Annotated in this window: 22 protein-coding genes; 19 read left to right on the top strand and 3 right to left on the bottom strand. The window is 77.7% G+C overall.

Annotation, left to right across the window (positions count from 1 at the left end; all coding sequences use genetic code 11):
* The first annotated feature begins 2 nt into the window (after nt 1-2).
* From flhA to csrA, 4 genes are all read left to right on the top strand, one after another.
* The gene (gene flhA, locus Q0848_RS06625) at nt 3-2,084 is read left to right on the top strand and encodes a flagellar biosynthesis protein FlhA (protein ID WP_299036241.1); all 2,082 of its coding nucleotides are present in this window, start codon (nt 3-5) and stop codon (nt 2,082-2,084) included.
* A 4-nt stretch (nt 2,085-2,088) separates the two neighbouring features.
* On the top strand, nt 2,089-4,011 hold the full coding sequence (locus Q0848_RS06620) for a hypothetical protein (RefSeq protein WP_299036239.1): 1,923 nt from the start codon (nt 2,089-2,091) through the stop codon (nt 4,009-4,011).
* On the top strand, nt 4,008-4,301 hold the full coding sequence (locus Q0848_RS06615; RefSeq protein ID WP_299036237.1) for a hypothetical protein: 294 nt from the start codon (nt 4,008-4,010) through the stop codon (nt 4,299-4,301). The genes Q0848_RS06620 and Q0848_RS06615 overlap by 4 nt, the downstream gene beginning before the upstream one ends.
* 100 nt (nt 4,302-4,401) lie before the next feature.
* Nucleotides 4,402-4,710, top strand: coding sequence for a carbon storage regulator CsrA (gene csrA / locus Q0848_RS06610; RefSeq protein WP_299036236.1), 309 nt, complete (start codon nt 4,402-4,404; stop codon nt 4,708-4,710).
* Between the two features lie 105 nt (nt 4,711-4,815).
* On the opposite strand, the gene Q0848_RS06605 is transcribed toward csrA, so the two are convergent.
* Nucleotides 4,816-5,862, bottom strand: coding sequence for an NAD(P)-dependent alcohol dehydrogenase (locus Q0848_RS06605; RefSeq protein WP_299036234.1), 1,047 nt, complete (start codon nt 5,860-5,862; stop codon nt 4,816-4,818).
* Between the two features lie 509 nt (nt 5,863-6,371).
* Complete coding sequence (locus tag Q0848_RS06600; protein WP_366146462.1) at nt 6,372-6,959, bottom strand: molybdenum cofactor biosysynthesis protein; 588 nt, start codon at nt 6,957-6,959, stop codon at nt 6,372-6,374.
* 444 nt (nt 6,960-7,403) lie between these two features.
* On the opposite strand from Q0848_RS06600, the gene Q0848_RS06595 reads away from it, so the two are divergent.
* The 14 genes from Q0848_RS06595 (at nt 7,404) to Q0848_RS06530 (ending at nt 24,600) form a co-directional block, all read left to right on the top strand.
* Nucleotides 7,404-7,619 (top strand): hypothetical protein, encoded by a 216-nt coding sequence (locus Q0848_RS06595; RefSeq protein ID WP_299036230.1) that lies wholly within the window; start codon nt 7,404-7,406, stop codon nt 7,617-7,619.
* Nucleotides 7,620-7,834: 215 nt separating this feature from the next.
* Nucleotides 7,835-8,299: a hypothetical protein gene (locus Q0848_RS06590; protein WP_299036228.1), complete on the top strand. Its 465-nt coding sequence runs from the start codon at nt 7,835-7,837 to the stop codon at nt 8,297-8,299.
* Complete coding sequence (locus tag Q0848_RS06585) at nt 8,293-10,173, top strand: hypothetical protein (protein WP_299036226.1); 1,881 nt, start codon at nt 8,293-8,295, stop codon at nt 10,171-10,173. The genes Q0848_RS06590 and Q0848_RS06585 overlap by 7 nt, the downstream gene beginning before the upstream one ends.
* Before the next feature lie 196 nt (nt 10,174-10,369).
* Nucleotides 10,370-11,335 (top strand): UDP-glucose 4-epimerase GalE, encoded by a 966-nt coding sequence (gene galE, locus Q0848_RS06580; RefSeq protein WP_299036224.1) that lies wholly within the window; start codon nt 10,370-10,372, stop codon nt 11,333-11,335.
* A gap of 55 nt (nt 11,336-11,390) precedes the next feature.
* On the top strand, nt 11,391-12,473 hold the full coding sequence (locus tag Q0848_RS06575) for a pyridoxal phosphate-dependent aminotransferase (protein WP_299036222.1): 1,083 nt from the start codon (nt 11,391-11,393) through the stop codon (nt 12,471-12,473).
* A 236-nt stretch (nt 12,474-12,709) separates the two neighbouring features.
* Nucleotides 12,710-13,852 carry a pyruvate dehydrogenase (acetyl-transferring) E1 component subunit alpha gene (pdhA, locus tag Q0848_RS06570; RefSeq protein WP_366146461.1) on the top strand — a complete coding sequence of 381 codons (1,143 nt, stop codon included), beginning with the start codon at nt 12,710-12,712 and terminating at the stop codon, nt 13,850-13,852.
* Nucleotides 13,853-13,857: 5 nt separating this feature from the next.
* Nucleotides 13,858-14,856 (top strand): alpha-ketoacid dehydrogenase subunit beta, encoded by a 999-nt coding sequence (locus tag Q0848_RS06565; RefSeq protein ID WP_366146460.1) that lies wholly within the window; start codon nt 13,858-13,860, stop codon nt 14,854-14,856.
* 158 nt (nt 14,857-15,014) lie between these two features.
* Complete coding sequence (locus Q0848_RS06560) at nt 15,015-16,361, top strand: dihydrolipoamide acetyltransferase family protein (RefSeq protein WP_299036216.1); 1,347 nt, start codon at nt 15,015-15,017, stop codon at nt 16,359-16,361.
* The gene (locus Q0848_RS06555) at nt 16,358-17,143 is read left to right on the top strand and encodes a nitrilase-related carbon-nitrogen hydrolase (RefSeq protein WP_299036214.1); all 786 of its coding nucleotides are present in this window, start codon (nt 16,358-16,360) and stop codon (nt 17,141-17,143) included. Before Q0848_RS06560 ends, Q0848_RS06555 begins: the two co-directional genes overlap by 4 nt.
* A 217-nt stretch (nt 17,144-17,360) precedes the next feature.
* Nucleotides 17,361-19,421, top strand: a complete 2,061-nt coding sequence (locus Q0848_RS06550) for a cytochrome c oxidase assembly protein (protein ID WP_299036213.1) — start codon at nt 17,361-17,363, stop codon at nt 19,419-19,421.
* Between the two features lie 241 nt (nt 19,422-19,662).
* Nucleotides 19,663-21,861: an alpha/beta fold hydrolase gene (locus Q0848_RS06545; protein ID WP_299036211.1), complete on the top strand. Its 2,199-nt coding sequence runs from the start codon at nt 19,663-19,665 to the stop codon at nt 21,859-21,861.
* 54 nt (nt 21,862-21,915) lie between these two features.
* A complete protein-coding gene (locus Q0848_RS06540) occupies nt 21,916-22,377 on the top strand; it encodes a hypothetical protein (protein ID WP_299036209.1) in 462 nt (153 codons plus the stop codon).
* Nucleotides 22,374-22,550 (top strand): hypothetical protein, encoded by a 177-nt coding sequence (locus Q0848_RS06535; protein WP_299036207.1) that lies wholly within the window; start codon nt 22,374-22,376, stop codon nt 22,548-22,550. The genes Q0848_RS06540 and Q0848_RS06535 overlap by 4 nt, the downstream gene beginning before the upstream one ends.
* Before the next feature lie 67 nt (nt 22,551-22,617).
* Nucleotides 22,618-24,600 (top strand): NHL domain-containing thioredoxin family protein, encoded by a 1,983-nt coding sequence (locus Q0848_RS06530; protein ID WP_299036205.1) that lies wholly within the window; start codon nt 22,618-22,620, stop codon nt 24,598-24,600.
* Nucleotides 24,601-24,672: 72 nt separating this feature from the next.
* Here Q0848_RS06530 and Q0848_RS06525 read toward each other — a convergent pair whose 3' ends face one another.
* Nucleotides 24,673-24,954, bottom strand: a complete 282-nt coding sequence (locus Q0848_RS06525) for a hypothetical protein (protein ID WP_299036203.1) — start codon at nt 24,952-24,954, stop codon at nt 24,673-24,675.
* Nucleotides 24,955-25,123: 169 nt separating this feature from the next.
* Between Q0848_RS06525 and Q0848_RS06520 the strand changes: the two genes are divergently transcribed.
* Nucleotides 25,124-26,155 (top strand): iron-siderophore ABC transporter substrate-binding protein, encoded by a 1,032-nt coding sequence (locus Q0848_RS06520; RefSeq protein WP_299036201.1) that lies wholly within the window; start codon nt 25,124-25,126, stop codon nt 26,153-26,155.
* Nucleotides 26,156-26,186: the final 31 nt, after the last annotated feature.

Genomic DNA, 26,186 nt, shown 5'->3' with positions numbered 1-26,186 from the left:
TCGTGGGCTCCTCCATCAGCCGCCTGGCCGTCCCCGTGGGCGTCGTCGGGATCGTCCTGCTCCTCGTGGTGCCCGTCCCGGCGCCCCTCCTGGACCTGCTCATCGCCACGAACATCACCGCCGCGCTGGTCGTGCTGCTGACGGCGATGTACGTGCGCCGCCCGCTCGACTTCTCGATCTTCCCGGCGCTGCTGCTGGTGCTGACGCTCTTCCGCCTGGGCCTGAACGTCGCCTCGACACGGCTCGTCCTCGGGGACGCCCACGCCGGCAAGGTCATCGAGGCCTTCGGCCAGTTCGTCATCTCCGGCTCGCTCGTGATCGGCCTCGTGATCTTCCTGATCCTGGTGATCATCCAGTTCGTCGTCATCACGAACGGCGCCGGCCGCGTCGCCGAGGTCGGGGCCCGCTTCACCCTCGACGCGATGCCCGGCAAGCAGATGGCCATCGACGCCGACCTCAACGCCGGCCTCATCGACGAGGACACCGCCCGCCAGCGACGCGCGGACGTGACCGCCGAGGCGGACTTCTACGGCGCCATGGACGGCGGCTCGAAGTTCGTCAAGGGCGACGCCATCGCCGGCATCATCATCACGGTCATCAACCTGGTCGGCGGCTTCATCATCGGCATGGTCCAGAAGGACATGCCGGCGGGGGAGTCCCTGCAGACCTACAGCCTCCTGACGGTCGGCGACGGCCTCGTCTCCCAGATCCCCGCGCTGCTGCTCTCGGTCGCCACCGGCCTCATCGTGACCCGCGCCACCACCCAGGGGGACCTGGGCACGGACGCGGCGACGCAGCTGCTCAAGCAGAAGCCGGCGCTGATGATCGCGGGCGCGGGCGTCATCGTCATCGCGATCATCCCCGGCATGCCCAAGCTGCCGTTCATGCTGCTCGGCGCCGCGGTCCTGCTCGCGGCCCAGCGCGCGGGGAAGGTGCAGGCGGCCGAGGCGGCCGCGGCCGCGGTCGGCCCGGCGCTGCCCTCCGCGCCCGGCGCGGACAGCCCGCAGGGCCTCCTCCAGCAGATGCGCGTCGACCCGCTGGAGGTCGTGCTCGCCCCCGACCTCGTCGACCTCGTCGACACGGGCGCCGGCGGGGACCTGCTCGACCGCGTGCGTGGCCTGCGCCGCAAGACGGCGCTCGAGCTGGGCCTCGTCGTCCCGCCGGTCCGCACCCGCGACAGCATCGACTTGCCGATGTCCTCCTACGCCATCCGCATCTCGGGGGTGGAGGTCGGCCGCGGCCAGGCGCCCCCCGGGCGCGTCCTGGCCCTCGGCGACGACCTCGACCACCTGCCCGGGACGCCGACGAGCGAGCCGGTCTTCGGCCTCGCCGGCCGCTGGGTGCCCGCCGAGCTGCAGCACCAGGCCGAGATGACCGGGGCGACGGTCGTCGACCGCGCGTCCGTGCTCGTGACGCACCTGGCGGAGGTGGTGCGCACCCACGCGGCGCGCCTGCTCTCCCGCGAGGACGTGCGCGCCCTCGTCGACGCGGTGAAGGCCGACGACCCGGCGGTGGTCGAGGAGCTCGTGCCCGGCGTCATGACGCTGGGGGAGGTGCAGCGCGTGCTGCGCGCCCTGCTGGACGAGGGCGTCGCCATCCGCGACCTCGCGCGCATCTTCGAGGCCCTCTCGCTGCGCGGGCGCGGCGGCGGCGCCGACCTCGACGCCCTCGTGGACGCGGCCCGCGCGGCCCTCGGGCCGGCCATCGCCGCGGCCGCCGCCCGTGACGGCGTCCTGCGGGTGATCACCCTGGACCCGCTGCTGGAGCACCAGATGGCCGAGTCCGTGCGCCCGGGCGAGGAGGGGGCGACCCTGTCCCTCGACCCGCGCCGCGCCGAGCTCGTCGTCGAGCAGGTGGACGCCGCGCTGCGGGGCGCCGAGGACCTCGGCTGGTCGCCCGTCCTCGTCTGCGCGCCCGTGCTGCGGGCGCCCCTGCGCCGGCTCGTGGGCCTGGCCGTGCCACGCCTGCCCGTGATGTCCTACTCCGAGGCGGGTGGGGGCGGTGCGTCCGGCCCCCGCATCGAGACCGTCGGGACGGTGACGGGGGCCGCGGCGGTCCCGGCCGCGCAGGCGCTGGGGGCGTGAGGCGATGACCACCGTGGTCCTCGAGGGGGACGGCATGGAGGAGCTGCTGGCGCGCGTCGCGGCCGAGCACGGCGAGGGCGCCCGCGTGGTGCGCGCCGAGCGCGTGCGCGTCGGCGGCGTGGGCGGCTTCTTCGCCCGCCAGCGCTACGAGGTCGTCGTCGAGGTCGACGACGAGGACGGGGACGACCCCGCCGTGGACGCCGCCCAGGCCGCTGCGTCCAGGACCGCTGGGTCCCGGGCCGCGGACGGCCCGCACTCGGGGGTCAAGGTCCCCCGCGCTGCCGCCGAGGACACGGGGGAGCGCGCCGGGCACGTCCTCGCCCCCGCTCCCCGCGGACCGGGCGACCGGGCCGGGAGCACCACCCAGGACACGGCCGGCGACATCGCCGGCCAGCACCAGCACGGCCCCCAGGGCCGCGACCACGAGGAGACGCACGTGCTCGGACACTCCAGGGGCCCCGCGGCCACCGCCGCGGAGGTGCCCGTCCCGCGGGCCACCGCCGACTCGGGCCGCTGCGAGGAGGTGCTGGGCGACATCTTCGACTCACCGATCGCCCGGGCCCTCGTGCGCGGCGGCGTCCTCGACGCGGGCGGCAGCGCCCTCGTCGCCGGCCGCACCGCTGCCCGCGGCGGTGCGCTCGACCGCCTGGTCGACGCGGCCGATGCGGGGGACGATGCCGCCGTGGGGATCAACGGGATGAACGGGACGAGCGTGAACGGGACCGGCCTGAACGGTGCTGGCCTGAACGGCGCCGGCCTGAACGGGTCCGCCGTGGACGGCGCCGGCGTGAACGGCCGGGCCGGGAGCCGACCGCGGGGCCGGCACGCCGCCCCCGCGGAGCCGCTCGAGCGCGGCCGCCCCGTCTCGACCGAGAGCGCCGCCTTCGCCGCGGTCCTCGACGCGGTGCGCGGTGCGGCCGAGCCCGACCCCGAGGCCGTGCCGGCGCCCTCCGCCGTCGCCGAGCCGGAGGTCCCCGCCGCGCAGGGCCCCGAGCCCGTGGCCGCCGGCGCCGCCGTGGCCGAGCTCATGGCCCTCCTCGCGGCCCGCCACGTCGCCGAGGGGACGGCGCCCGCCGACTCCTCGGTCGCGCAGGAGCAGGTCCACGAGCAGGCCCCGCAGCAGCCCGGCTCCCAGCAGCGGGCCGCGCAGCAGCAGGCCCCCCAGCCGGTCCGGCGCGAGCCCGCCGTGGCGCCGGTCGTCCCGACCCGCGCCCCGGTCGGGGGCGAGACCGACACGCCCCGCGCCCGCGCCGCGGCGGCGGGCCTGCCGGCCCCCCTGCTCGAGCGGCTCGCGGTCGACGCGACGGCGGGCGACCTGCACGAGCTGCTCGAGGAGCTGCCCGTGGCGCCCTCGCTGCCCGCGAGCGAGGGCGACCTCGTGGCCGTGGTCGGCGCTCCCCGTGAGGCGCTCGTGGTCGCGAAGGCGCTGGCGACGCGGCTCGGCCTCGGCCCCGAGGGCGTCCTCGTCGCGGCCTGCCCGACCGGGCCGAGCTCCCCGCGCCGCGAGGTGGTCCGCGACGCCGTCGCGGCGCGCCGCGCCGCGGCGACGGTCCGCCTGGGCGACGCCCCCGGTGTCGTGGTGGTGCAGGTCGAGTGCGACCCGGAGAGCGTGCGCTGGGCCCGCGGCGTCGTCAGCGCCCTGCAGGCCGACCAGGTGCACGCCGTCGTCGACGCGACCCGCAAGAGCCTGGACACCGAGCGCTGGCTCGACGGCGTGTTCGCCGAGGACCCGGACGCGGCGCACGTGGTGCAGGCCGCCGGCAGCGGCGACCCGGGCACCGTGCTCGGCTTCGAGGTGCCGGTCGCCAGCGTCGACGGCGGTGACGGCGGCGCCAGCGCCTGGACCTCCCTGCTGACCCGCGCGCTCCCCGAGGCGGCGGCCGACGAGCCGCTGCCGCCTCGTCGCCGGCGCCGGGCCGGGCGGTGAGCGTCGGCGTCGTCACCGCGCTGACCGTGCTGCTGTCCGCCCCGGCGGTGCACGGGATGCTCGTGGGGGCCACGACCCCCTTCGAGGCCTCGGTGCGGCTGCTCGCGGCCCTGGTGGTCGCGATGGTCGTCGAGGCCCTGCTGCGCCGCGCGCTCTCCTCGGCTCCCGCGACGACGGACGGCGCGGGCCGGGGCCCGCGCCCGCGCCGCGCCCCGGAGGTCGTGGTCCCCCAGGCGCTCCCCGAGGAGCTGGCCGCCCGCCTGCGCGCCGGGGACGACGCCCTGCGCTGAGGGGTCGCCTCCCCGCCGCGAGGTGCTCCGAGCGCGGCATCCGGGGGGTTGTGGGCGGGGAGATGTCCGGCATCCCCCCGTCCGCGCCTATGCTCGGCGGGTGCTGGTCCTGACCCGTCGCGCGGGAGAGAGCATCGTCATCGGCGACGACGTCGTCGTGACGGTCGTCGAGGTGCGCGGCGAGGTGGTGCGGCTCGGCGTCGACGCCCCTCGCAGCGTGCAGGTGCACCGCGAGGAGGTGTACCGCGCCGTCGTGGAGGCGAACCGCTCCGCGGCCGCCGTGAGCGACGACGCCATCGCCGCCCTGACCTCGGGCCTGCGGGGCGCTCCCGGGTCCGCGGGCGCTCAGGCCGGCACCGACACCGCTCCCTCGGGCGCCGCTGCGGACGACGGCGCCACCGACCGCTGACCCCGGGCCTCCAGCCGGCCCGCCCGCGGCTGCCCGCCCGCCCGGACGCGACGACGCCCCCACCGGGAACCGGCGGGGGCGTCGTCGTGCGGCTCGGCGGAGAGGTCAGCCGGCGAGCGTCGCGGTGTCGATGACGAAGCGGTAGCGGACGTCGCTGGCGACGACCCGCTCGTAGGCCTCGTCGATCTGGTCGCCGCGGACGACCTCGACCTCGGCGCCGATGCCGTGCTCGGCGCAGAAGTCGAGCATCTCCTGCGTCTGGCGGATGCCGCCGATCTTGGACCCGGCGAGCGTCTTGCGGCCCCCGATGAGGGAGAAGGCCGCGATGTCGAGCGGCTTCTCGGGCGCGCCGACCTGGACGAGGGCGCCGTCGAGCTTCAGCAGCCCGAGGTAGGCGTTGAAGTCCACGTTGGCCGAGATGGTGCTGACGATGAGGTCGAACGTGCCGGCGAGGGACTCGAAGGTGCCCTCGTCGCCGGTCGCGTAGTAGTGGTCGGCCCCGAGGCGCAGGCCGTCCTCCTGCTTCTTCAGCGACTGCGACAGCACGGTCACCTCGGCGCCGAGCGCCTTGGCGATCTTGACGCCCATGTGGCCGAGGCCCCCGAGGCCGACGATCGCGACCTTCGTGCCGGGGCCGGCGCCCCAGTGCTTGAGCGGGCTGTAGAGGGTGATGCCGGCGCACAGCAGCGGCGCGGCGACGTCGAGGTCGATCCCCTCGGGGATGCCCATGACGTAGTTCTCGTCGACGACGATCTTCTCGCTGTAGCCGCCGTCGGTGGGGCGCCCGTCCTTGCCGACGGCGTTGTAGGTGCCGGTCTCGCCCTTGAGGCAGTACTGCTCCTCGCCGGCGCGGCAGTTCTCGCACTCCCGGCAGGAGTCGACGAAGCAGCCCACGCCGACGCGGTCGCCGACGGAGAACTTCGTGACGTCGCTGCCGACCTCGGAGACGACGCCGGCGATCTCGTGGCCGGGCACCAGCGGGAAGAGCGTCTCGCCCCACTCGCCGCGCGCGGTGTGGATGTCGGAGTGGCAGATGCCGGCGAACTTGATGTCGATGAGGACCTCGGCGGCGCCGACGTCGCGACGCTCGATGGTCGTCGCCTGGAACGGCTCGCCGGGGGCGGAGGTGGAACGGGCGTTGACGGTCAGCACAGGTGCGCTCCTCGGGTGGGTCGGTCGCGCCACGGGGTGGGCAGGCCAGCGGGCCCGCTCGTGGCGGTGCGTGGCGGGCAACCCCGGTGGGGGGCGTGGTGTTCCGCAGCGCCGTCGCGCCGGTCGGTGCGGTCGCCGCGGCGCTGACCCGATCGGTGACTTTCCGTGGCTCAGGGGGGTGAGCGGGGCGACCTCCGATCGCATTCAACGACAGCGGGTGCTCACCTGGTGCGACCACCGCGCTCAGCGCGACGTCGACATCGCGCTGCGTGCTCAGCGCGCCTGCCCCGGAGGTCTGCCCGTGACCGAGCGCGACGAGCCGGAGCCGGAGCCGGAGCCGGAGCAGGAGCCGGAGCCGGAGCAGGAGCCGGGGGAGGACGCGCGTCCGCCTCGGCGGCGGGCCCGCGACCGGGACGCGCCGACGGTGGCGCACCCCCCGCTCGGTCCGCCGCGTGCGCGGCCCGGCCGCCGGCCGCGCTGATCCGCCGCCCGGTCGGTCCGGAGGTCGGCTAGGGCAGGCGGCCGCGGCGCAGGACGGGGACCCCGGCGCTCGCCGGGTCCACGGGCTCGGCGGTGCGGAGCTCCGCCGAGCCGACCACGAGCGCGCCGGAGGTGGTGGGCACGCAGCGGAGCCCGCCGCGCCCGCGCAGCGCGGGGTGCGCGCCGGGTGCGAGCACCTCGTCCATCCAGGCGCACGGCGCCGCGGGACGGCGACCCGCGAAGCGGACGACCCCGCCCCCGCCGGCGCGGCAGTCCAGGGCCAGGTCCCGCCCGACCAGCGCGTCCACCGGGGCGCCGCGCAGGACGACGTTGCGCCGGGGGCGGCGCGGGTCGAAGCCGCCGAGGGGGTCGGCGTCCGTGGCCAGGCCGAGGTCGGCGGCCACGCGCTCCAGGGACTCGACGGCCATCAGCGTCACCGCGGCGTCCATGTGCGCGGCGCGGCCGAAGAAGCGGTCGCCGACCACGCCCTTGCCCGCGACGACGTCGACGCGCTCCCGCGCGGTGGAGACCGGGTGGGGGGCGCCGTCGCGGGGGCGGCCGAAGTAGTGGTGCTCCGGCGAGGCGAGCAGCCAGAGCACCTCGACCGGGGTGCGCACCGGGAGGTCCTCCAGCGCGGCGTCCGTCGCCCGGTCGGGACCGCGCTCGTCGTCGTCGGGCGGCGGGGGGAGCACCGGCGAGGGGGTGGAGGGGGGCACGGGGCCATCCTCGCTCGCGGGTGGTCGCCGGTCCGTCGGGGACGACCGCTCCCGCGCACCGGAGGCGACGGAGGCCGGGCGACGGGATCGGAGCGGCGCAGGCCGGGCGACGGAGTCCGAGCGGCGAAGGCCGGTGGGCCCGGTGCCGTGCCCGGGCGCGCCGGCGGAGGGGGCGTGCGGTAGGCACGGGGGATGGACCCCGACGCTGCGGTGCCCGCCTCCTCCGACGGCAGCTCCCCCTCGTCTGCGGACCGGGCCCGGGAGCGCCTGGCCCGGGGGCCGGCCGGCCGCGGTCGACCCGGTCGACGAGGGCCGCAGGAGGAGCCATCGGGCCTGGGGCCGGCGATGGAGCTCGAGGGCGTGGTCGAGGAGGGCGTCGAGCTCGGGGCGGTCGTGCTCCGCGTGGAGGCGGGGGGGACGTGGCTCGTCGGCCCCGCGCACCGCCACCTCGTCGGCCACCGCGTGCGCGTGCGCGGCGCCGAGCGGCGCGGGGTGCTCACGACGGCGCAGCAGGGTCCTCCGCTGGCCGTCGAGGACGTGGAGGACCTCGGCCCCGCCTGATCCGCGCGCCGGTACCCGCTCGGCGTCCCGCGCGGCGCCCGGTCCCGTCCTGCGCTGCTCCACCCCGCGCCGTCTCCCGCCGCCGCGGGGCCTGTCCTCGGTCTGCGCACAGCGACGGCGCCCCCGGCGCGTGCGCACAGCCGCCCGTCGGAGGGGTCGACCGGGCCCGCCCCGCTCCTAGCGTCCCGCCGGGGATCGAGAGCGGGAGGTCGCACATGACGGTCGGGACGGGCGCGGGTGTCGAGGGGCTGGTGCGGGCGGTGGCCCCGGCGCTCGCGGCGGCGACCGCGGCAGCAGCGGCGCTGCGCGCGGCGGCGTCCAGGGTCGACGGCGAGGCGGCGGCCGTCCGCGCCGAGGTGGGTCGCCTGCGCGCCGCCGACGCGGGGGGCTGGCGCTCGCGCGCCGCGCTGGCCTACCGCGCGCGGCTGGGTGACCTCGTGGCGCGCGCCTCTCGCGACGCGGGCGCCCTCGACGACCTCGCGGCGGCCCTGCGGGGGCACGCGGCGGGCGTGGAGGGGCGCGCGGAGGCCCTTCGCGCCGCCGCCGCCGGCGCGGCCGAGCTCGTCGTCCGGGCGGTCGAGGAGGGCGACGACCTGGCGCCGCGGCTGCTGGCGCGCGCCGAGGCGGTGCTCGCAGACGCCTCGCGCAGCGCCCCCTCCTGGACGGCGGCTCGGTGGTGAGCTCCGGGGCGGGCCGGGGGGTGGGCCCCGGAGCCGGCGGTGCGACGGGGCCCGGGGGTGACCTGCTGACGGAGGTCCTCGGCCCGGGGCGCTCCGCGGGCGGCGGGCTGGCGGTCCGCGGCGGCGCCGGGGGTCTCGTCGCCGACGGGCGCGAGATGGGGGCGGCGGCTGACGCGCTGCGGCGCGTGGGGCTCTCCCTCGGGGAGCGCGCCGCCGAGGTGGGCCTCGTCGTCGCCCGCACGGGCCTCACCGGCGCGCCCGCGCTCGACCCCGCCGGCGCCGCCGCGGTCGCCCGTGCGCTGGCCGCCGCGGTCGGGGCGGGGGGAGCCGCGGGCACCGCCGCGGCGTGCGGCGAGCTGGCTGCGCGCCTGGCGCTGGCCGGCGCGGCCTACGAGGAGGCCGAGCGGGTGGCGCAGCGCGTTGTCGCGGGGGTCCGGGACGGCGTGGCCCGGGCCGCCGGCGGGGCGCTGGGCGCCCTGGTGCGGCGCCCGGAGGTCGTCCTCCCCGCAGGGGCGGTCGTGCTCGTGGCCGTCTCCGGGGCCTCGCTCACGTGGGTGGTGGTGCGGGGCGGTGGCCTCCTCGGTGACCTGGGCGACCGAGCGGTGGGTGCCCTCGCCGACGGCCGGGTCGACGCGGCGGAGCGGACGGCGCTCGTCGCGGGGACGACCGACCTGCCCGGGGAGCTGGAGGTCCTCGCCCGGGCGGACGCCGGGGGAGCGGCGAGGGCGCTCGCCGCCGAGGCCTCCCTCCTCGCGGCGCAGCACCCCCAGCTGCTGCAGCACGTGGTGGCCGCGGCGCCCGCGCTCGCGGGCGCCGCCCTGCCGCTGCGGGCGGGGGGCACCGACCGCGGAGCGGTCTGGGCGGGTGGGGACCGCGGAGCGGTCTGGACGGGTGGGGACCGCGGAGCGGTCTCGTCGGGCGGGCGCCGCGGAGGGGGCGCCTCGACCGGGGGCCGCGGCGCCGTGGCGCTCCCGGGCGGGGACCGATGGGCGTGGCCGCCGCGCGACGTCGCCGACCTCGCGGCGGCCGTGGCCGTCGTCGGGACCCAGGACGGCGCGCTGCGCCCCACGCGGGTGGACGTGCGCGCCGCCGGCCCCGCGGTGCCCGTGGCCCCGGCGCGCGGCACGGCCGACCTGCTGGCGCGAGCTCGGCCCATGGCCGGCGGCGGGGCGCTCAGCCCGGGCGGGCGGGCCACCAGCCGGGCGCCCGTCCACGTCGAGCGCGTCGTCGACGCCGCCGGCGCGCGCCGGTGGGTCGTGGTGCTCCCGCCCACGCAGACGACCGCGGCGCCGTGGGCGCGGGCGACGACGAACCCCGCCGACCTCGGCACCGACGTCCGCGCGGTGGGCCAGGTGCCCACGGCGGCGACGCGCGCCGCGGTCACGGCCATGCAGCGGGCTGGGGTCCGCCCCGGTGAGCCGGTCCTGCTCGTCGGCTACAGCCAGGGCGGCCTGACGGCGGTCCAGCTGGCCGCCGACCCGGCGCTGCGCGAGCGCGTGACCGTCGACGCGGTGCTCACCGCCGGAGCCCCGGTCGGCGGGTTCGACCTCCCGCCCGACGTCGCGGTGCTCTCCCTCGAGCACGAGGAGGACTGGATCGCGAGCCTGGACGGCGGGGCGAACCCGGCGACCCCCGCCTGGTCCACCGTCGTGCGGGACCTGCCGCCCGGGGCGACCGCACCCGCTCCGGGGGAGGCGCCGGACGGCATGGCCGGCCACGGGCTGGACCACTACGGGGAGACGGCCGACCTCGTGGACGCCTCGGACGACGCCTCGCTCGTCGCGTGGCGCGAGCGCGCGGCCCCGTACCTGGCGGCCGAGGGCACCACCGCGAGCGCCCAGCTCTTCCTCGCCGAGCGCCGGCCGGTCGGGTGAGGCGCTGCGGTGCAGAGGTCCTCGCGGCCCGGCCCCCCGGGCGCGCCCGGCTGGCAGGATGCGGCCCGCCGGCCCGGGCGACGCCACCGGGCGAGGGCGCTGGGCAGCGGGCGCGGGGCGGGCGGGCTCGGGGCAGACGGGCTCGGGGCAGCGCCCGGGCGACGACGAGGGCGACGACGAGGACCGAGGAGAGCACATGAGCTGGCTGGTGACGGGCGGCGCGGGGTACATCGGTGCGCACGTCGTGGACGCGTTCCGCGAGGCGGGGCTGGGCTGCGTCGTGCTCGACGACCTGTCGTCGGGCGTCGAGGCGTTCGTGCCGGAGGACGTCCCCTTCGTGCGGGCCGACCTGCTCGACGTCCCCGCCGTCGAGGCGGCGCTCCGCGAGCACGAGGTCACCGGCGTCGTCCACCTCGCCGGCTTCAAGTACGCCGGCGTGTCGGTGCAGCGGCCGCTGCACACCTACACGCAGAACGTCACGGCCATGGTGGGGCTGCTGCGGGCGATGGACGAGGTCGGCGTCGACCGGTTCGTCTTCTCCTCCAGCGCCGCCGTGTACGGCACGCCGCCGGGCGACGTCGTCACCGAGGAGACGCCGACGGCCCCGGAGTCGCCGTACGGGGAGAGCAAGCTGGTGGGGGAGTGGCTGCTGCGCGACGCGGCCCGCGCCACCGGCCTGCGCGGCACCTCGCTGCGGTACTTCAACGTCGTGGGCTCCGGGCGCCCCGAGCTCTACGACTCCAGCCCGCACAACCTCTTCCCGCTCGTCCTGGCAGCCCTCGCCGAGGGCCGGACGCCCCGCATCAACGGCACCGACTACCCGACGCCCGACGGCACCTGCGTGCGCGACTACGTCCACGTGGCCGACCTGGCGCGCAGCCACGTCGCCGCCGCCCGTCGCCTGGAGGCCGGCGACCCGGTCGAGCCGGTCTACAACCTCGGCAGCGGCGACGGCGTCTCCGTGCGCGAGATCATGAGCGCCGTCGCGCGGGTCACGGGCGTCGACTTCACCCCCGAGGAGGCCGAGCGCCGCCCGGGCGACCCCGCCCGCATCGTCGCGCGGGGCGACCTCGCCGCCCGCGACCTCGACTGGGCCATGCGGCACGACCTCGACGACATGGTGGCCGGGGCCTGGGCGGCGCAGCAGCGCGCCGCCGGGTGAGGGCGGGGCGCGCCGGCCCCCGGCCGGCTCCCGGCGCGCCCCTACCCTGCCCGGCATGACCTCGCTGCACCCCCGCCTGCGGGCGGTCCTCGACGACGTGCCGTCCTACGTGCCCGGCCGCCCGCCGCAGGTGCTCGAGGGCGTCACGCCGTACAAGCTCGCGAGCAACGAGAACCCCTACCCGCCGCTGCCCTCGGTGCTCGAGGTGATCGGCCGGGCGGCGGCGAGCGCCAACCGCTACCCGGACATGCTGAGCAGCGAGCTGACGGCGGCGATCGCGCGCCACGACGGCGTCCCGCAGGAGCACGTCGTCGCCGGGCCGGGCAGCGTCGGGGTCCTCGGCCAGGTGCTCACAGCGGCAGCCGGCGACGGCGACGAGGTCGTCCACGCCTGGCGCTCCTTCGAGGCCTACCCCATCGTCGTGCGGCTCTCGGGCGCCCGGTCGGTGCCCGTGCCGCTCCTGCCCGACGGCCGCCACGACCTGCCCGCGATGGCCGCGGCCGTCACCGAGCGCACCCGGCTCGTCCTCGTGTGCAGCCCGAACAACCCCACCGGCCCGACCGTCACCGCTGCTGAGATGGACGACTTCCTCACCGCCGTGCCCGCCGACGTGCTCGTGGTCCTGGACGAGGCGTACCGGGAGTTCGTGCGCCCGGCGGCCGACGCGCCCGACGCGGTGGCGCTGCACCTGGCGCACCCCAACCTCGTCGTCCTGCGCACGTTCTCCAAGGCCTACGGGCTCGCCGGGCTGCGCGTCGGGTACGGCCTCGCGCACCCCGCGGTGGCCGACGCGCTGCGCAAGACGGCGATCCCCTTCGGCGTGAGCACCCTCGCGCAGGCGGCCGCCGTCGCCTCCCTGGACGCCGAGGAGGAGCTCCTCGAGCGGGTGGGGGCGATCGTGACCGAGCGCGAGCGGGTCGTCGCGGCGCTCGCCGCGCAGGGCTGGGAGGTCCCGGCGACCGAGGCCAACTTCGTGTGGATGCCCGTCGGCGAGCGCGCGGGCGAGCTGGCGGAGGCCTGCGGCGCCGTCGGGCTGTCGGTGCGCGCGTTCGCCGGGGACGGCGTGCGGGTCAGCATCGGGGAGCCCGAGGCCGACGACCGGTTCCTCGAGGTGGCCGCCGCCTTCCCCCGCGGCTGACCCGCTGCCGGGCCCGCGCCCAGCACCTGGGCGGCGACCGCCCCCCGGTGGGGCGGCGGAGTACCGTTCCCGCCTGAGTCGCCCGGGCACCAGGGCGCGCAGCGAGGGAGCGGTCTCCGCCGGGGGCCGCCCGAGGAGGGCACGTGACGTCGTCGACGACGGGCCGCACCAGCGCGGGAGCAGGACCCACCCCCACGGGGCCGGAGCAGGGCACGGGACCGGGCACGGGCGGTGCCCTGCACGTCGTCCAGCTGCTGACGCCGGACGGCCGGCGCGCGGACGCCGGCGAGGACCCGGAGGTCGTGGCGCACGCCGCGGCGCTCACGCCCGAGGACCTGCGGGGCATGTACCGCGACATGGCGCTGGCCCGCCGCGCGGACACCGAGGCCACCGCCCTGCAGCGCCAGGGCGAGCTCGGCCTGTGGGCGAGCCTGCTGGGCCAGGAGGCCGCGCAGGTGGGCTCCGCGCGCGCCACCGAGCCGCAGGACCGGGTCTTCCCCACCTACCGCGAGCACGCCGTCGCCATGGTGCGCGGCGTCGACCCGGCGGACATCCTGTCGCTCTTCCGCGGTGTGGACCGGGGCGGCTGGGACGTCGCGGCCACCGGCGTCAGCCCCTACGCGCTCGTCATCGGCACGCAGACGCTGCACGCCACCGGCTACGCCATGGGCGTGCAGCGCGACGGCGCGGTCGGCACCGGTGACGCCGGGCGCGACGCGTGCGTGCTGGCGTACTTCGGCGACGGCGCCAGCAGCCAGGGCGACGTCAGCGAGGCCTTCGTCTTCGCCACCGCCTTCCAGGCGCCCGTGGTCTTCGTCTGCCAGAACAACCAGTGGGCCATCTCCGTCCCGGCCGAGCGGCAGACCCGCGTGCCGATCGCCCAGCGCGCCAGCGGCTTCGGGTTCCCGGGGGTGCGCGTCGACGGCAACGACGTCATCGCCTGCTACGCGGTCGTGCGCGCCGCCGCCGAGCGGGCGCGGGCGGGGCAGGGGCCGACCCTGGTCGAGGCCTTCACCTACCGGATGGGCGCCCACACGACGTCCGACGACCCCGGTCGCTACCGGCCCTCCGTCGAGGTCGAGCAGTGGCGCGCGCGCGACCCGCTGACCCGGCTCGAGGCTCACCTGCGCCGCGACCACGGCACGGGGGACGACTTCTTCGCCGAGGTGGCGCGCGACGGCGACGCCCTGGCGGCGAAGCTCCGCCGCGACGTCCTGGAGATGCCGGACCCCGAGCCGAGCACGATGTTCGACCACGCCTACGCCGCGGAGCACCCGCAGGTGGAGGCCGAGAGGGCCTGGTACGCCCGGTACGTGGCCGGCCTCGAGGGCGAGGACGTCGCCGAGGGCGGCGCCGGGACGCAGGGAGGCGCCGCGTGAGCGCGATCGGTCCGGACGGCGAGCCCGTCGTGGAGCGCGTCAGCATCGCCAGGGCCCTGAACCTGGGGCTGCGCGCCGCGATGGAGCGCGAGCCCAAGGTCCTCGTCATGGGCGAGGACATCGGGGCCCTCGGCGGCGTCTTCCGCGTCACGGAGGGCCTGGCGAAGGACTTCGGCGAGGAGCGGGTCGTCGACACCCCGCTCGCCGAGGCGGGCATCATCGGCACGGCGATCGGGCTGGCGATGCGCGGGTACCGGCCCGTCTGCGAGATCCAGTTCGACGGCTTCGTGTTCCCCGCCTACGACCAGATCGTCACCCAGCTCGCGAAGATGACCCACCGCAGCCGGGGCGCGATGCCGATGCCGGTGGTCATCCGGATCCCCTTCGGCGGCGGCATCGGCGCGGTGGAGCACCACAGCGAGTCGCCCGAGGTGCTCTTCGCGCACACGACCGGCCTGCGGTGCGTGACCCCGTCGAACGCCGTGGACGCCTACTGGATGATCCAGCAGGCCATCGACTCGCCGGACCCGGTCATCTTCTTCGAGCCGAAGCGGCACTACTGGGACAAGGCGGAGCTCGACCCGGCCGCGGAGCCGTACCCGCTGCACCGCTCGCGGGTCGTGCGGCCCGGCACCGACGTCACCGTCGTGGCCTACGGGCCCACCGTGCCCCTGGCGCTGCGCGCGGCCGACGCGGCGGCCGAGGAGGGCCGCAGCCTCGAGGTCGTCGACCTGCGCACCCTCTCCCCGCTGGACCTGGCGCCGGTGGAGGAGTCGGTGCGCCGCACCGGCCGGCTCGTCGTGGCGCACGAGGCGCCCGTCTTCCTCGGCCTCGGCGCCGAGGTGGCCGCGCGCGTCACGGAGTCGTGCTTCTACTCCCTCGAGGCCCCGGTGCTGCGCGTCGGCGGCTTCTCGGTGCCCTACCCGGCCGCCCGGCTCGAGGACGAGTACCTGCCCGACGCCGACCGGCTCCTCGAGGCGGTCGACCGCGTGCTCGACACCTGAGGCGGCGAGGTCCGCCTCCGCGCCACACTGGCGCACCGCTCGGCGGCCCCCGCGGCCACCGGGCGCACGAGCTGAGCAGATCCACCGCGGTGGCCGGCGTCCGGCGACCGCGACCACCCCGACCGGCGGGCGACCCGCCGCAGGCAGGAGGCCCCCGCGTGGCGGTGCAGCAGTTCAGGCTCCCCGACGTCGGCGAGGGGCTGACCGAGGCCGAGGTCGTGTCGTGGCGCGTCGCCGTGGGCGAGGAGGTCGCGACGAACGCCGTCCTCGTGGAGATCGAGACGGCCAAGTCCCTCGTCGAGCTCCCCTCGCCCTTCGCGGGCGTCGTGCGCGAGCTGCTCGTCGAGGAGGGCCGCACCGTCGAGGTGGGCACCCCCCTCGTCGCGGTGGAGGTGGCGGGAGCGGACGGCGAGGACGGCGACGGCGACGAGCGCCGCGACGTCCTCGTCGGCTACGGGCCCGGACGGCGGGCTTCCCGCCGTCGCCGGCCCGGCGCCGCGCCGCCGGGAGCCGTGGAGCCCCCGCCCCAGCCCGAGCCCGAGCCCGAGCCCGAGCCCGAGCCCGAGCCCGACCAGGCCGACGTCGCGGACGACCGCGTCGCCGGCGCCGCCCCCGACGACGCGCAGCAGCCGGCCCGCCCCCTCGCCGCGCCCCCGGTGCGCAAGCTCGCGCGCGAGCGCGGCGTCGACCTCGCCGACGTCGCTCCCACGGGCCCGCGCGGCAACGTCACGCGCCGCGACGTGCTCGCCCACGCCGACGACGGCGCCGAGGCGGCCCCGGCCCCTTCCGCCGACGCGGCGCCGGGGGGCGAGACGCGCGTCCCGGTGCGCGGGGTCCGGCGGGCGATGGCCGAGGCGATGGTGCGCAGCAGCACCGAGGCGCCGCAGGCGACGCTGTTCCACACCCTCGACGTCACGCGCACGATGAAGCTCGTCGCCCGCATCAAGGCCGACCAGCGCTTCGCCGACGTGCGGGTCTCGCCGCTGCTGCTGGCCGCGCGCGCCGTCGTCGTCGCGCTGCGGCGCACCCCCGAGATGGGCGCGCGCTGGGACGGCGCCGCGCAGGAGCTCGTCGTGCCGGCGGGCGTGAACCTCGGCGTCGCCGCCGCGACGCCGCGCGGGCTGGTCGTGCCCGTGGTGCGCGACGCGCACGTGCTCGACCTCCTGGAGCTCGCCCGCGCCCTGGGCGACCTCACCGCGACCGCGCGGGAGGGCCGGACGCCGCCGTCGGCCATGACGGGCGGCAGCTTCACGATCACGAACATCGGCTCGCTGGGCATCGAGTCCGGGGCGCCCCTGCTCAACCCGGGGGAGACGGGGATCCTCGCGCTCGGCTCGTTCGCGCAGCGGCCGTGGGTCCACCGGGGGAGGGTCCGGCCGCGCTGGACGACGACGCTCGGCCTGACCGTCGACCACCGGGTCGTGGACGGCGCCCAGGCCGGCCGGTTCCTCGCCGACGTGGCCGCGGTGCTCGAGCGGCCCAGCCAGGCGGTCGTCTGGTCGTGAGGCTGCACCTGCTGCAGGTGGGCTACGGCGACGACGAGCCCGTCGCCGCCCGGCGCGACCGCGTGGCCGCGCTCGTGGCCGCCCAGGAGGGCGCCGACGTCGTCGTCCTGCCGGAGCTGTGGGCGCACGGCGGCTTCGCGAGCGCCCGGTGGTCCGAGCGGGCCGAGCCGCTGGACGGGCCCACGGCGCGGGCGATGGCCGACGCGGCCCGGGCGTGCGGCGCCGTGGTGCACGCCGGGTCGGTCGTCGAGCGCGACGGCGACCGCCTCTTCAACACCTCCCTGCTGCTCGGCCCGGACGGCGCCCTGCTGGCGCGCTACCGCAAGGTGCACCGCTTCGGCCACGGCCGCGGGGAGTCCGAGCTGATGACGCCCGGCGACGAGGTCGTCGTCGCGCCGGTGCCGCTGCGCGACGGCTCGAGCCTGCCGGTGGGCCTGGCCACCTGCTACGACCTGCGCTTCCCCGAGATGTTCCGCGCGCTGCTCGACGGCGGGGCGCGGCTCGTGCTCCTGCCGGCGGCGTGGCCCGCGGCCCGGCGCGAGCACTGGCGCCTGCTCGTGCGCGCCCGGGCGCTGGAGGACCAGCTGCTCGTGGCCGCCTGCGGCACCGCCGGTGCGCACGCGCGCACGCTCATGGCCGGTGCCAGCGCCGTCGTGGGCCCCGACGGCGGCGTCCTCGCGGAGGCCGGGGAGGACGAGGAAGTCCTCGTCGTCGACGTCGACCCGGGCGTCGTCCGGCGGGCGCGCGAGGACTTCCCGGTCCTGGCCGACCGCCGCCTCTGACGCAGGTCGCACGGGGGCGTCTTGTCGCCTGTTCGCCCTGTGGTGGGTCGCACGGGGGCGTCTTGTCGCCTCTTCGCCCTGTGCTGGGTCGCACGGGGGCGTCTTGTCGCCTGCTCGCCCTGTGGCGGGGCGCACTCGGGTGGCGCGGACGGCGGGTGGTGCGGACGGCGGGGGGAGCGCCGACGGGTGCCGCGCCGGGGGCGCCTACCCTCAGGGGGTGAGCGCACGGACGGCGCCGACGGCGCAGCGGGACGGCGACGGCGCACGCGCGCCGCGGCCGGCGGACGCACCCGGTCGGCCCTCCTCCCCGGCCCCCCGGTGGTGGCTCGCGGTCGTCCTCCTGACCCCGGTCGCCACCGCGCTCGGGCTCGGGTGGGCGCTCGCCACGGGCGGGGCCGCCGCCCCCGACCTGGTCCGCGACCCGGGCGCGCTCGTCCGGTACGGGCTCCCGGTGGCCGTGGTCCTGCGCGACCTGGGCCTGGCCCTGACCCTGGGAGCGCTCGTGCTCGCCGCCGGCGTCGTGCCGGCGCGGGCGCCGTCCTGGGCGGCGGCCGCGCGCGTCGCGGCCGTGGGCTCGGGGGTCTGGACCGTCGCCAGCCTCGCCGTGCTCGTGCTGACGGCGTCCAACCTCTCCGGGACGCCGCTGGCCGACCCCGCCTTCGGGTCCCAGCTGGCGATCGTCGCGACCCAGATCACCCAGGGCCAGGCGCTGCTCGTCTCGACGGTCGTCGCCGCGCTGGTCGCCACGGCCGCCGTGGGCGTGCGCACCCCCGCCGGGGCCGGCTGGACGGCGCTGCTGTCCTGCCTCGCCATCGTCCCGCTCGCGCTGAACGCCCACTCGACCGGCACGAGCGGCCACGAGACGGCCGTCAGCTCCTGGGGGCTGCACGTGCTGGGCGTGGCCCTGTGGTTCGGCGGGCTCCTCGCGCTCGTGGCCATCGCGCGCCGGACCGGCCCGGAGCTCCCCGTGGTGGCCTCGCGGTACTCCTCCCTGGCGCTCGTCGGCTTCGCGCTCGTCGTGGTCTCGGGCGTCGCGAACGCCTCGCTGCGCGTCGCCGGCCTCGGGGACCTCTTCGGCTCGGGGTACGGCCTGCTGGTCCTCGCCAAGGCCGCGGCGAGCGTCCTGCTCGGCCTGGCGGGCTGGGTGCACCGGCGCCGGCTGCTCGCGGGCATCGAGTCGCGCACCGCGGCCGGTGCGAGCGCCCGGGGGCCGTTCTGGCGGCTCGTGGGCGGCGAGGTGGTGCTGCTGGGCGCGGTCTCCGGCGTCGCCGCGGCGCTGTCGCTGACCCCGCCCCCGGTGCCGCAGGAGCTGCCGCCGGCCCCCACCCCGGCCGAGATCCTCACCGGCGAGGCGCTGCCCGAGCCGTTCCGGCCCTCGAGCCTGCTGACGCAGTGGCAGCCCGACCTGCTGTGGCTCCTCATCACCCTCGGGCTGGCCCTCGCGTACGGGGCGGGCGTGGCGCGCCTGCGCCGCCGCGGCGACCGGTGGCCGGTGGGCCGGGTCGTCGCCTTCGCCCTGGGCCTGCTCGTGCTCGCCTACATGACGAGCGGGGCGCCGTCCGCGTACGGCCGGACGGTCTTCAGCGCCCACATGGTCCAGCACATGGTGCTGAGCATGCTGATCCCCGTGCTCCTGGTCCTCGGGGCGCCGATGACGCTCGCGCTGCGGGCGATCGCCCGTCGTCGTGACGGCTCGCGCGGCGTCCGGGAGTGGCTCGTCGTCCTCACCGAGTCGCGCTACCTGCGTCTGGTGTCCCACCCGGTGGTGGCGGCCGTGCTCTTCGCGGGCAGCCTGATCGTCTTCTACTACACGCCGCTGTTCGAGCTCGCGCTGTCGACCCACGTGGGCCACGAGCTGATGATGGTGCACTTCCTCGGGGTCGGGTACCTGTTCGCCAACGCCCTCGTCGGCATCGACCCGGGGCCGAACCGGCCCAGCTACCCGCTCCGCATCGTGCTGCTGTTCGCGACGATGGCCTTCCACGCCTTCTTCGGCATCGCGATCATCTCGAGCGAGACCCTCCTCGCCGGCAGCTGGTTCTCCTCGACGGGCTGGGGCATCGACGCGCTCGACGACCAGCGCACCGGCGGCGGCATCGCCTGGGGCATCGGGGAGTTCCCGACGCTGCTGCTCGTCGTCGCCGTGGCGATCCAGTGGGCCCGCAGCGACGAGCGCGACCAGCGCCGCGGCGACCGCACCGCCGACCGCACCGGCGAGGCCGAGCTCTCCGCGTACAACGCGATGCTCGCCGAGCGCGGGACGCAGCAGCGCCGCTGACGCGCGCCCTCGCCGCGCACCTCGGCGCCCGGGGGCCGCGTCTCGCCGCACTCTGTCGACTCCTTGCCTCGTGGGCGCCCTCTCCCCGGCACTTCGTCGTCTTCTTGCCTCGTGAGGGCGCCGTCTCACGGCACTTCGACGTCTTGTTGCCGTCCCGCGGTGGGAGTGCGCCGACGCCGCCCTGCCGTCCGGGCGTGCTCTCCGGGGCCCGTCGAGCCCGGTCGCGTGGTAGCAACGGGCCGTGACCGACCCGAGCACCCCCGCCAGCCCCCGCACCGCCGCGGACTCGCTGGCCGACCTGCACGCCTACGTCGCCCAGCCGCGCGTGACCGGCCTGGCGCTGAGCCCGGACGGGCGCCGGCTCGCGCTCGCCGTCGCGGGGCTGGACGGCGACGGGACCGGCTACGTCACGAGCCTGTGGGAGTCGCCGCTCGAGGGCGGGACGTGCCGCCGGCTGACCCGGGGCGCCGCGGGCGAGGCCGCCCCGGTGTGGACGCCGCAGGGCGACCTCCTCTTCACGGCGAAGCGCCCCGAGCCGTCCCCGCCCGGGCGACCGGCGGGCGCGAAGCTCCAGCCGGACGCCCAGCCCGGGCCCTCCGGCGAGCCCGGGCAGCCGGGCGGCGGCGGCCGCACCGGTGACGACGCCCCGGCGGCCCTGTGGTGCCTGCCGGGCGGCACGGGCGAGCCCCGGCCGGTCGCCTCCCGGCCCGGGGGCCTCTCGGTGGCCGCGGTGGCGCGCACCAGCGGCGCGCTGCTCGTGACGTCCCCGACCCTGCCGACCGCCCCGCAGGACGGCGACGACGCAGCGGCCCGCACCGCCCGCACCGAGGCCGGTGTCACGGCCGTCCTGCACACCGGGTACCCGGTGCGCTTCTGGGACCACGACCTGGGGCCCGACCGCGACCGCCTGCTCGCCGCGGACCCGCTGGCGGCCCCCGCCGGCGAGGCGGGCGCGCCGGACCCCCGCTACGCCCTGCGCGACCTCACCGGCCACGTCGGCCCCGCGCTGCAGGAGGCCGCCTGGGACCTCGCCGAGGACGGCCGCACCGCCGTCGGCACGTGGACGGTGCCGCGCGCCCGCGGCGAGCAGTCGCTCCAGCTCGTCGCCGTCGACGTCGCCACGGGGCGGCGCGCGGTGCTGCTGGACGACCCGGAGGTCGAGCACGAGGGCGCCGTCCTGTCCCCGGACGGCCGGACGGCGGCGTTCGTGGCCACCCGGGTCAGCACCCCCGACCGGGCTCCGCGCTCCTGGCTGGCCCTCGTCGACCTGGAGTGGGACGCCGCGGGCGCGGTCGTCGGAGCCGGCGGTCGCCGCGACCTCACCGAGGGCTGGGACCGCTGGCCGCACGCCGTCGCGTGGGGCCGGGACGGCCGCTCGCTCGTCGTGGAGGCCGACGAGGCCGGCGCCGGGCCGCTGTTCCTCGTCGACGCCGCCTCCGGGGACGTGCGCCGGCTGACGGGAGACCACGGGGCCTACACCGGCGTGCAGGTGTCGCCGGACGGCTGGGCGTACGCGCTGCGCTCCGCCTACGACGCCGCGCCCGCGCCCGTCCGGGTGCGCCTGGAGGGCGGACCGACGGGCGCGGCGGGTGACGTCGAGCACCTGGCCTCGCCCGTCGCGCCGCTCGCGCTGCCCGGCCGGCTCGAGGAGGTGCACGCCACGGCGGAGGACGGCACGCCCGTGCGCAGCTGGCTGTGCCTGCCCGAGGGGGCGAGCGCCGAGCAGGCCGCCCCGCTGCTGCTGTGGGTCCACGGCGGGCCGCTCAGCTCCTGGAACGCCTGGTCCTGGCGGTGGAACCCGTGGCTGGCGGTCTCCCGCGGCTACGCCGTCCTGCTGCCCGACCCCGCGCTGTCCACCGGCTACGGCCAGGACTTCGTCCAGCGCGGGTGGGGCAGCTGGGGCGCGGCGCCGTTCACCGACCTGATGGCGGCGACCGACGCCGCCGAGGCCCGCGACGACGTGGATGCGACCCGCACCGCGGTGATGGGCGGCTCCTTCGGCGGCTACATGGCCAACTGGGTCGCCGGGCACACCGACCGCTTCGACGCCGTGGTCACGCACGCGAGCCTGTGGGCGCTCGACCAGTTCGGCCCGACGACCGACGCCGCCTACTTCTGGAACCGCGAGATGACGCCGGAGATGGCGCGGGAGAACAGCCCCCACCACTCGGCCGACGCCATCACGACGCCGACCCTGGTCGTCCACGGCGACAAGGACTACCGCGTGCCGGTCGGCGAGGGGCTGCGGCTGTGGTGGGACCTCGTCTCCCGCAGCACCGCCGAGGACGGCTCGACCCCGCACCGGTTCCTGTACTTCCCCGACGAGAACCACTGGGTGCTCTCCCCGGGCGGCGCGGTGGTCTGGTACCAGACCGTCCTCGGCTTCCTCGACCAGCACGTGCTCGGGAGGGCGTGGGTCCAGCCCGACCACGTGGGGTGAGGGCGCTGGGGACGGGGCGCCCGCGCTGCTCCGGCGGCGTGCCACGGTGTCGTCGTGATGGAGGGCGAGACCGCGGCAGCACGAGCGCGCACGGGAGCGAGCGGCCGTCCGCTCGTCGTCGTCCTGGCGGCGACCGGCGTCCTCGCCCTCGGCGCCGCGCTCCTCTCCCCGGCGGAGGTGGCGACCGACGGGTCGGCCGTCAGCCTCGTCGTCGGCCACCCCGTCGTCGTCGGAGCCCTCCGCACGGTGGTCGTCGTGCTCGCGCTCTTCCTCGTCGCGTCAGCCGTCGCCCGGGCGGCGAGCGGCTCCTGGGTCCGCCGGGTGGGCCCCGTGGACGCGAGCACGGAGGTCGTCGAGGTCGCCTCGGACTCCGACCGTCTGAGGACCGAGCTCGACAGGGCGAAGGCGGAGGTGACCAGGTTGACGGGCGAGCTGACCGCCGCGATGGACCTCCTCGACGAGATGGCTGATACTCCGACGAGGAGCAGGACCCCGGACGAGGAGGTGCGGCGGTGACGACGATGAACGACGAGCAGCGCGAGCGGATCCGCCAGCAGGTCGCCAGCGGCCGCAGAGCCATCGAGAGCGCCCGCCTCGAGCAGGAGCGCATCGACGAGACGCTCGAGCGCTCCCGGCGGGTCCGGGACCGCGCGATCCCGGTGCTCCGCCGGGCCGGCTACCTCCGCTGACCGTCGCCGTCCCGCCCGTAGACCGGGCCGTCAGAGCCCGCTCGGCGGCGGTGCGACGATCGTCCGCGTGAGCACGCGCCCTGCCAGCACCTCTCCGCGCACCCCCCGCACCCGCGCCCCCGAGCTCGTCGGCCGCCGCTGGGTCGGCACGGACGGGCGCGCGCTGCGCCTGGCCGACCTGAGGGGCCGCTTCGTCCTGCTCGACTTCTGGACGAGCTGCTGCGTCAACTGCCTGCACGTCCTGGACGAGCTGCGCGAGCTCGAGGAGCGATGGGCGGCCGAGCTCGTCGTCGTCGGCGTCCACTCGCCGAAGTTCCCGCACGAGGCCGAGCCCGACGTCCTCGACGACGCCGTGCGCCGCTACGGGGTGCACCACCCCGTGCTCGACGACGCCGACATGACGACGTGGCGGGCCTTCGCCGCGCGCGCGTGGCCGACGCTGGTGCTGGTCGACCCCACCGGGTACGTCGTCGCGTCGCTGTCGGGGGAGGGGCACGCCGACGGCCTGGACCGCCTGCTCGGCGAGCTCGTCCCCGACCACGACGAGCGCGGCACGCTGGTGCGCGGCGAGCGGCTCTTCGCCCCGCTGGCCGAGGAGGCGAGCACGGACGGCCTCCGGTTCCCCAGCAGCGCGCTCGTGCTGCCGGAGCGCCTGGGCGGCGGGGTGCTCGTCACCGACACCGGCCACCACCGCCTCGCCGTCCTCGACGAGGACCTGCGCGTCGTGCGCACCGTCGGCGAGGGCGTGCGCGGTCTGGCCGACGGCGACGCCGGCTCGGCCCGCTTCGCCGAGCCGCAGGGCCTGTGCCTGCTGCCCGAGGACGTCGCCGCCCGCCTCGGGGTCGACGTCGTGGTCGCCGACAGCGCGAACCACGCCGTCCGCGGCGTCCGGCTGACCGGCGACGACGCCGAGGTGGTCACGCTCGCCGGCACCGGCCGGCAGCTGCGCCGCCGCGAAGGCGGGGGACCGGCGCTGGCGCAAGACCTCTCGACGCCGTGGGACGTCGCGTGGTGGGACGACCAGCTCGTCGTCGCCATGGCGGGCCTGCACCAGCTGTGGGCGCTGGCGCCGGCGGCCGACCCGCGCGAGGGCGTCGTGCGGGTCGTCGCCGGCACGAGCGCCGAGGGCCTGCGCGACGGCGACGCCGAGCTGGCGTGGTTCGCGCAGACGTCCCGCCTCGCGCCCTCCGCGGACGGCGAGGTCCTGTGGGTCGTGGATTCCGAGACGTCCGCGCTGCGGCGTCTCGTGCGGGCGTCGGAGGCCGCCGGCGACCAGTCCGTGCCCGTGGTCACCGACGCCCGCCTGGCCAACGCCGCGCCCGTCGCCGCCCCGGGCTACCGGGTCGAGACGGTCGTCGGCTCAGGGCTCTTCGACTTCGGCGACCGCGACGGCGACGCCGGCGGGGCCCTGCTGCAGCACCCCCTCGGGGCGGCGGTGCTGCCCGACGGCTCGGTCGCCGTCGCCGACACCTACAACGGCGCGCTGCGCCGGTACGACCCCGCGGCCGCCGACGGCGCCGTCACGACGCTGGCGGCCGACCTCGCCGAGCCGACCGGCGTCGCGGTCGTCGGCGAGGGCGAGGACGCCCAGCTCCTGGTCGTCGAGTCCCGGGCGCACCGCGTGCTCCGGCTGCCGCTGAGCGCCGGGCGAGCGGTGGGCAGCGCCGCGGGCCGCGTCGAGCGCCCGCCGACGCCGCTCGCGCCCGGGGCGGTGGACCTGCATGTGCGCTTCGCCCCGCCGAGCGGGCAGCACCTGGACGACCGCTACGGCTCGCCGGTGCGCGTCGTCGTCTCGGCGACGCCGGCGGAGCTGCTCGCCGAGGGGGAGGGCGCCGACCAGCAGCTCGAGCGCCGTCTCGTGCTCCGCGGCGAGCCGGGGACCCGCGGGGTGCTGCACGTCTCGGCGCAGGCGGCCGCGTGCGACGCGGGGGAGGGCGGCGAGGTGCCCGAGCACGCCGCCTGCCACCTCTACCAGCAGGACTGGGGCATCCCCGTCGTGCTGGACGGCGACGCCCCCACCGAGCTCGTGCTCGACCTGCGCGGCGTCTGAGCCCCGGGGGCCGCCGACGACGACGCGCCGCGGGTCACCGGCCTCGGACGACCTGCGCGTCGCTCCCGGCGCTCAGAAGCCGGCGCGCCGGGGGTCGCCCGAGCCCGGGCCGCCCAGACCCCCCATGCCGCCCATGAGCCCGCGCAGCTGCTCCTGGGCCTGCGCGGCCATGGCGGCCATCTGGTCGCCCTGCTCGGCGCGGCCGGCGACGAGGCGCTCATGGTGCTGCTCGCACACCCCGGTGCCCTCCAGCAGCACGGCCGCGGGCGTCCTCGTGCGCCCGGCCAGGCACGGCGAGCACCACCCGAGCGGGCTCGGCACGTCCGGCACCACGGTCCCCGCGTCAGCACTCATGCGCCGACGCTACGACGCCGCGCACCCCTCGGCCCGGGAGCGCGGCGCGAGGGCCCGACGGCGGGGCCCCGGCGCCCCCTCGGCGCTGCGGACGCGGGCGGCCGACGGTGCGCCGCCCGGTCGAGGTTAGGCTGCCCTCACCTGTACCCCAGCGAACACGAGGTCTCCCGTGCGCACGTCCCTGCGTCTCGCCTCCCGCCCCGTGCGGGTCACCGCCGTCCTGTCCGTCGCGCTGCTGGCCGCGGCGTGCGGCTCCGACACCCCCGAGGAGCCGGCCGGCGGCGCCGAGGGCACCAGCGGGGGCGGCGCCGCGAGCAGCGAAGGCGCCTTCCCCGTCACGGTCGACACCGCCTTCGGCCCGGTCGAGGTCGAGGAGGAGCCGCAGCGCGTGGTCGCCCTCGGCTGGTCCGACGCGGAGACGGCGCTCGCCCTCGGCGTGGAGCCCGTGGGCGCGAGCGACTGGCTCGGCTTCGGCGGCGACGGGGTCGGCCCGTGGGCCGAGGACCTGTACGCGCAGTCCCCGGAGATCATCAGCACGCTCGAGCCGGAGCTGGAGGCCATCGCGGCGCTCGAGCCCGACCTCATCCTCGACACCCGCTCGGACGGCACGCAGGAGCGGTACGAGGCGCTGAGCCAGATCGCCCCCACGGTCGGCATCCCCGAGGGCGGGGAGTCGTACGCGACGACGTGGCAGGAGCAGCTCGACCTGGTCGGCGAGGCGCTGGGCCGCGGCGAGGAGGCCGACCAGATCGTGGCCGACGTCCAGCAGGCGCTCGCCGACGCCGCGGAGGCCAACCCGCAGCTCGAGGGCACCACGGTCGCCGTCGGCGCCCGCACGGCCGAGGAGTGGGGCGCCTACACCAGCGGCGACAGCCGCGTGCAGCTCATGCAGGCGCTGGGCCTCGAGCAGTCCTCGCAGGTGGAGGAGCTGGCGACGGACACCTTCTACGTGCCGGTCTCCAGCGAGCAGCTCGAGATCCTCGACGCCGACCTGACGGTCGTCTTCCCGATCTTCGTCGAGGCCTCGACCATCACCGACGACCCGCTGTTCCAGGCGCTCCCGTCGGTGCAGGAGGGCCGCTCGGTCGTCCTGGAGGACCAGACGCTGCTCAACGCCTTCTCCAGCGGCAGCGCGCTCGGCATCGACTACGCCGTCGAGAACGCCGTGCCCCTCTTCGCCGAGGCCGTCCCCGCCAGCTGACGTCGGCGCCCGCGAGCGCGCGAGGCCCAGA

This window comes from uncultured Pseudokineococcus sp. (assembly GCF_947495735.1).
In the GTDB taxonomy this organism is placed as follows: Bacteria; Actinomycetota; Actinomycetes; order Actinomycetales; family Quadrisphaeraceae; genus Pseudokineococcus.
This window is presented reverse-complemented; position numbering and strand designations above follow the sequence as displayed.

Bases quoted from the DNA above. Each gene is read 5' to 3' on its own strand.
- Q0848_RS06620 (WP_299036239.1), top strand. From the start codon at position 2,089: ATGACCACCGTGGTCCTCGAGGGGGACGGCATGGAGGAGCTGCTGGCG.
- Q0848_RS06595 (WP_299036230.1), top strand. From the start codon at position 7,404: ATGGAGCTCGAGGGCGTGGTCGAGGAGGGCGTCGAGCTCGGGGCGGTC.
- Q0848_RS06590 (WP_299036228.1), top strand. From the start codon at position 7,835: ATGACGGTCGGGACGGGCGCGGGTGTCGAGGGGCTGGTGCGGGCGGTG.
- galE (WP_299036224.1), top strand. From the start codon at position 10,370: ATGAGCTGGCTGGTGACGGGCGGCGCGGGGTACATCGGTGCGCACGTC.
- Q0848_RS06575 (WP_299036222.1), top strand. From the start codon at position 11,391: ATGACCTCGCTGCACCCCCGCCTGCGGGCGGTCCTCGACGACGTGCCG.
- Q0848_RS06525 (WP_299036203.1), bottom strand. From the start codon at position 24,954: ATGAGTGCTGACGCGGGGACCGTGGTGCCGGACGTGCCGAGCCCGCTC.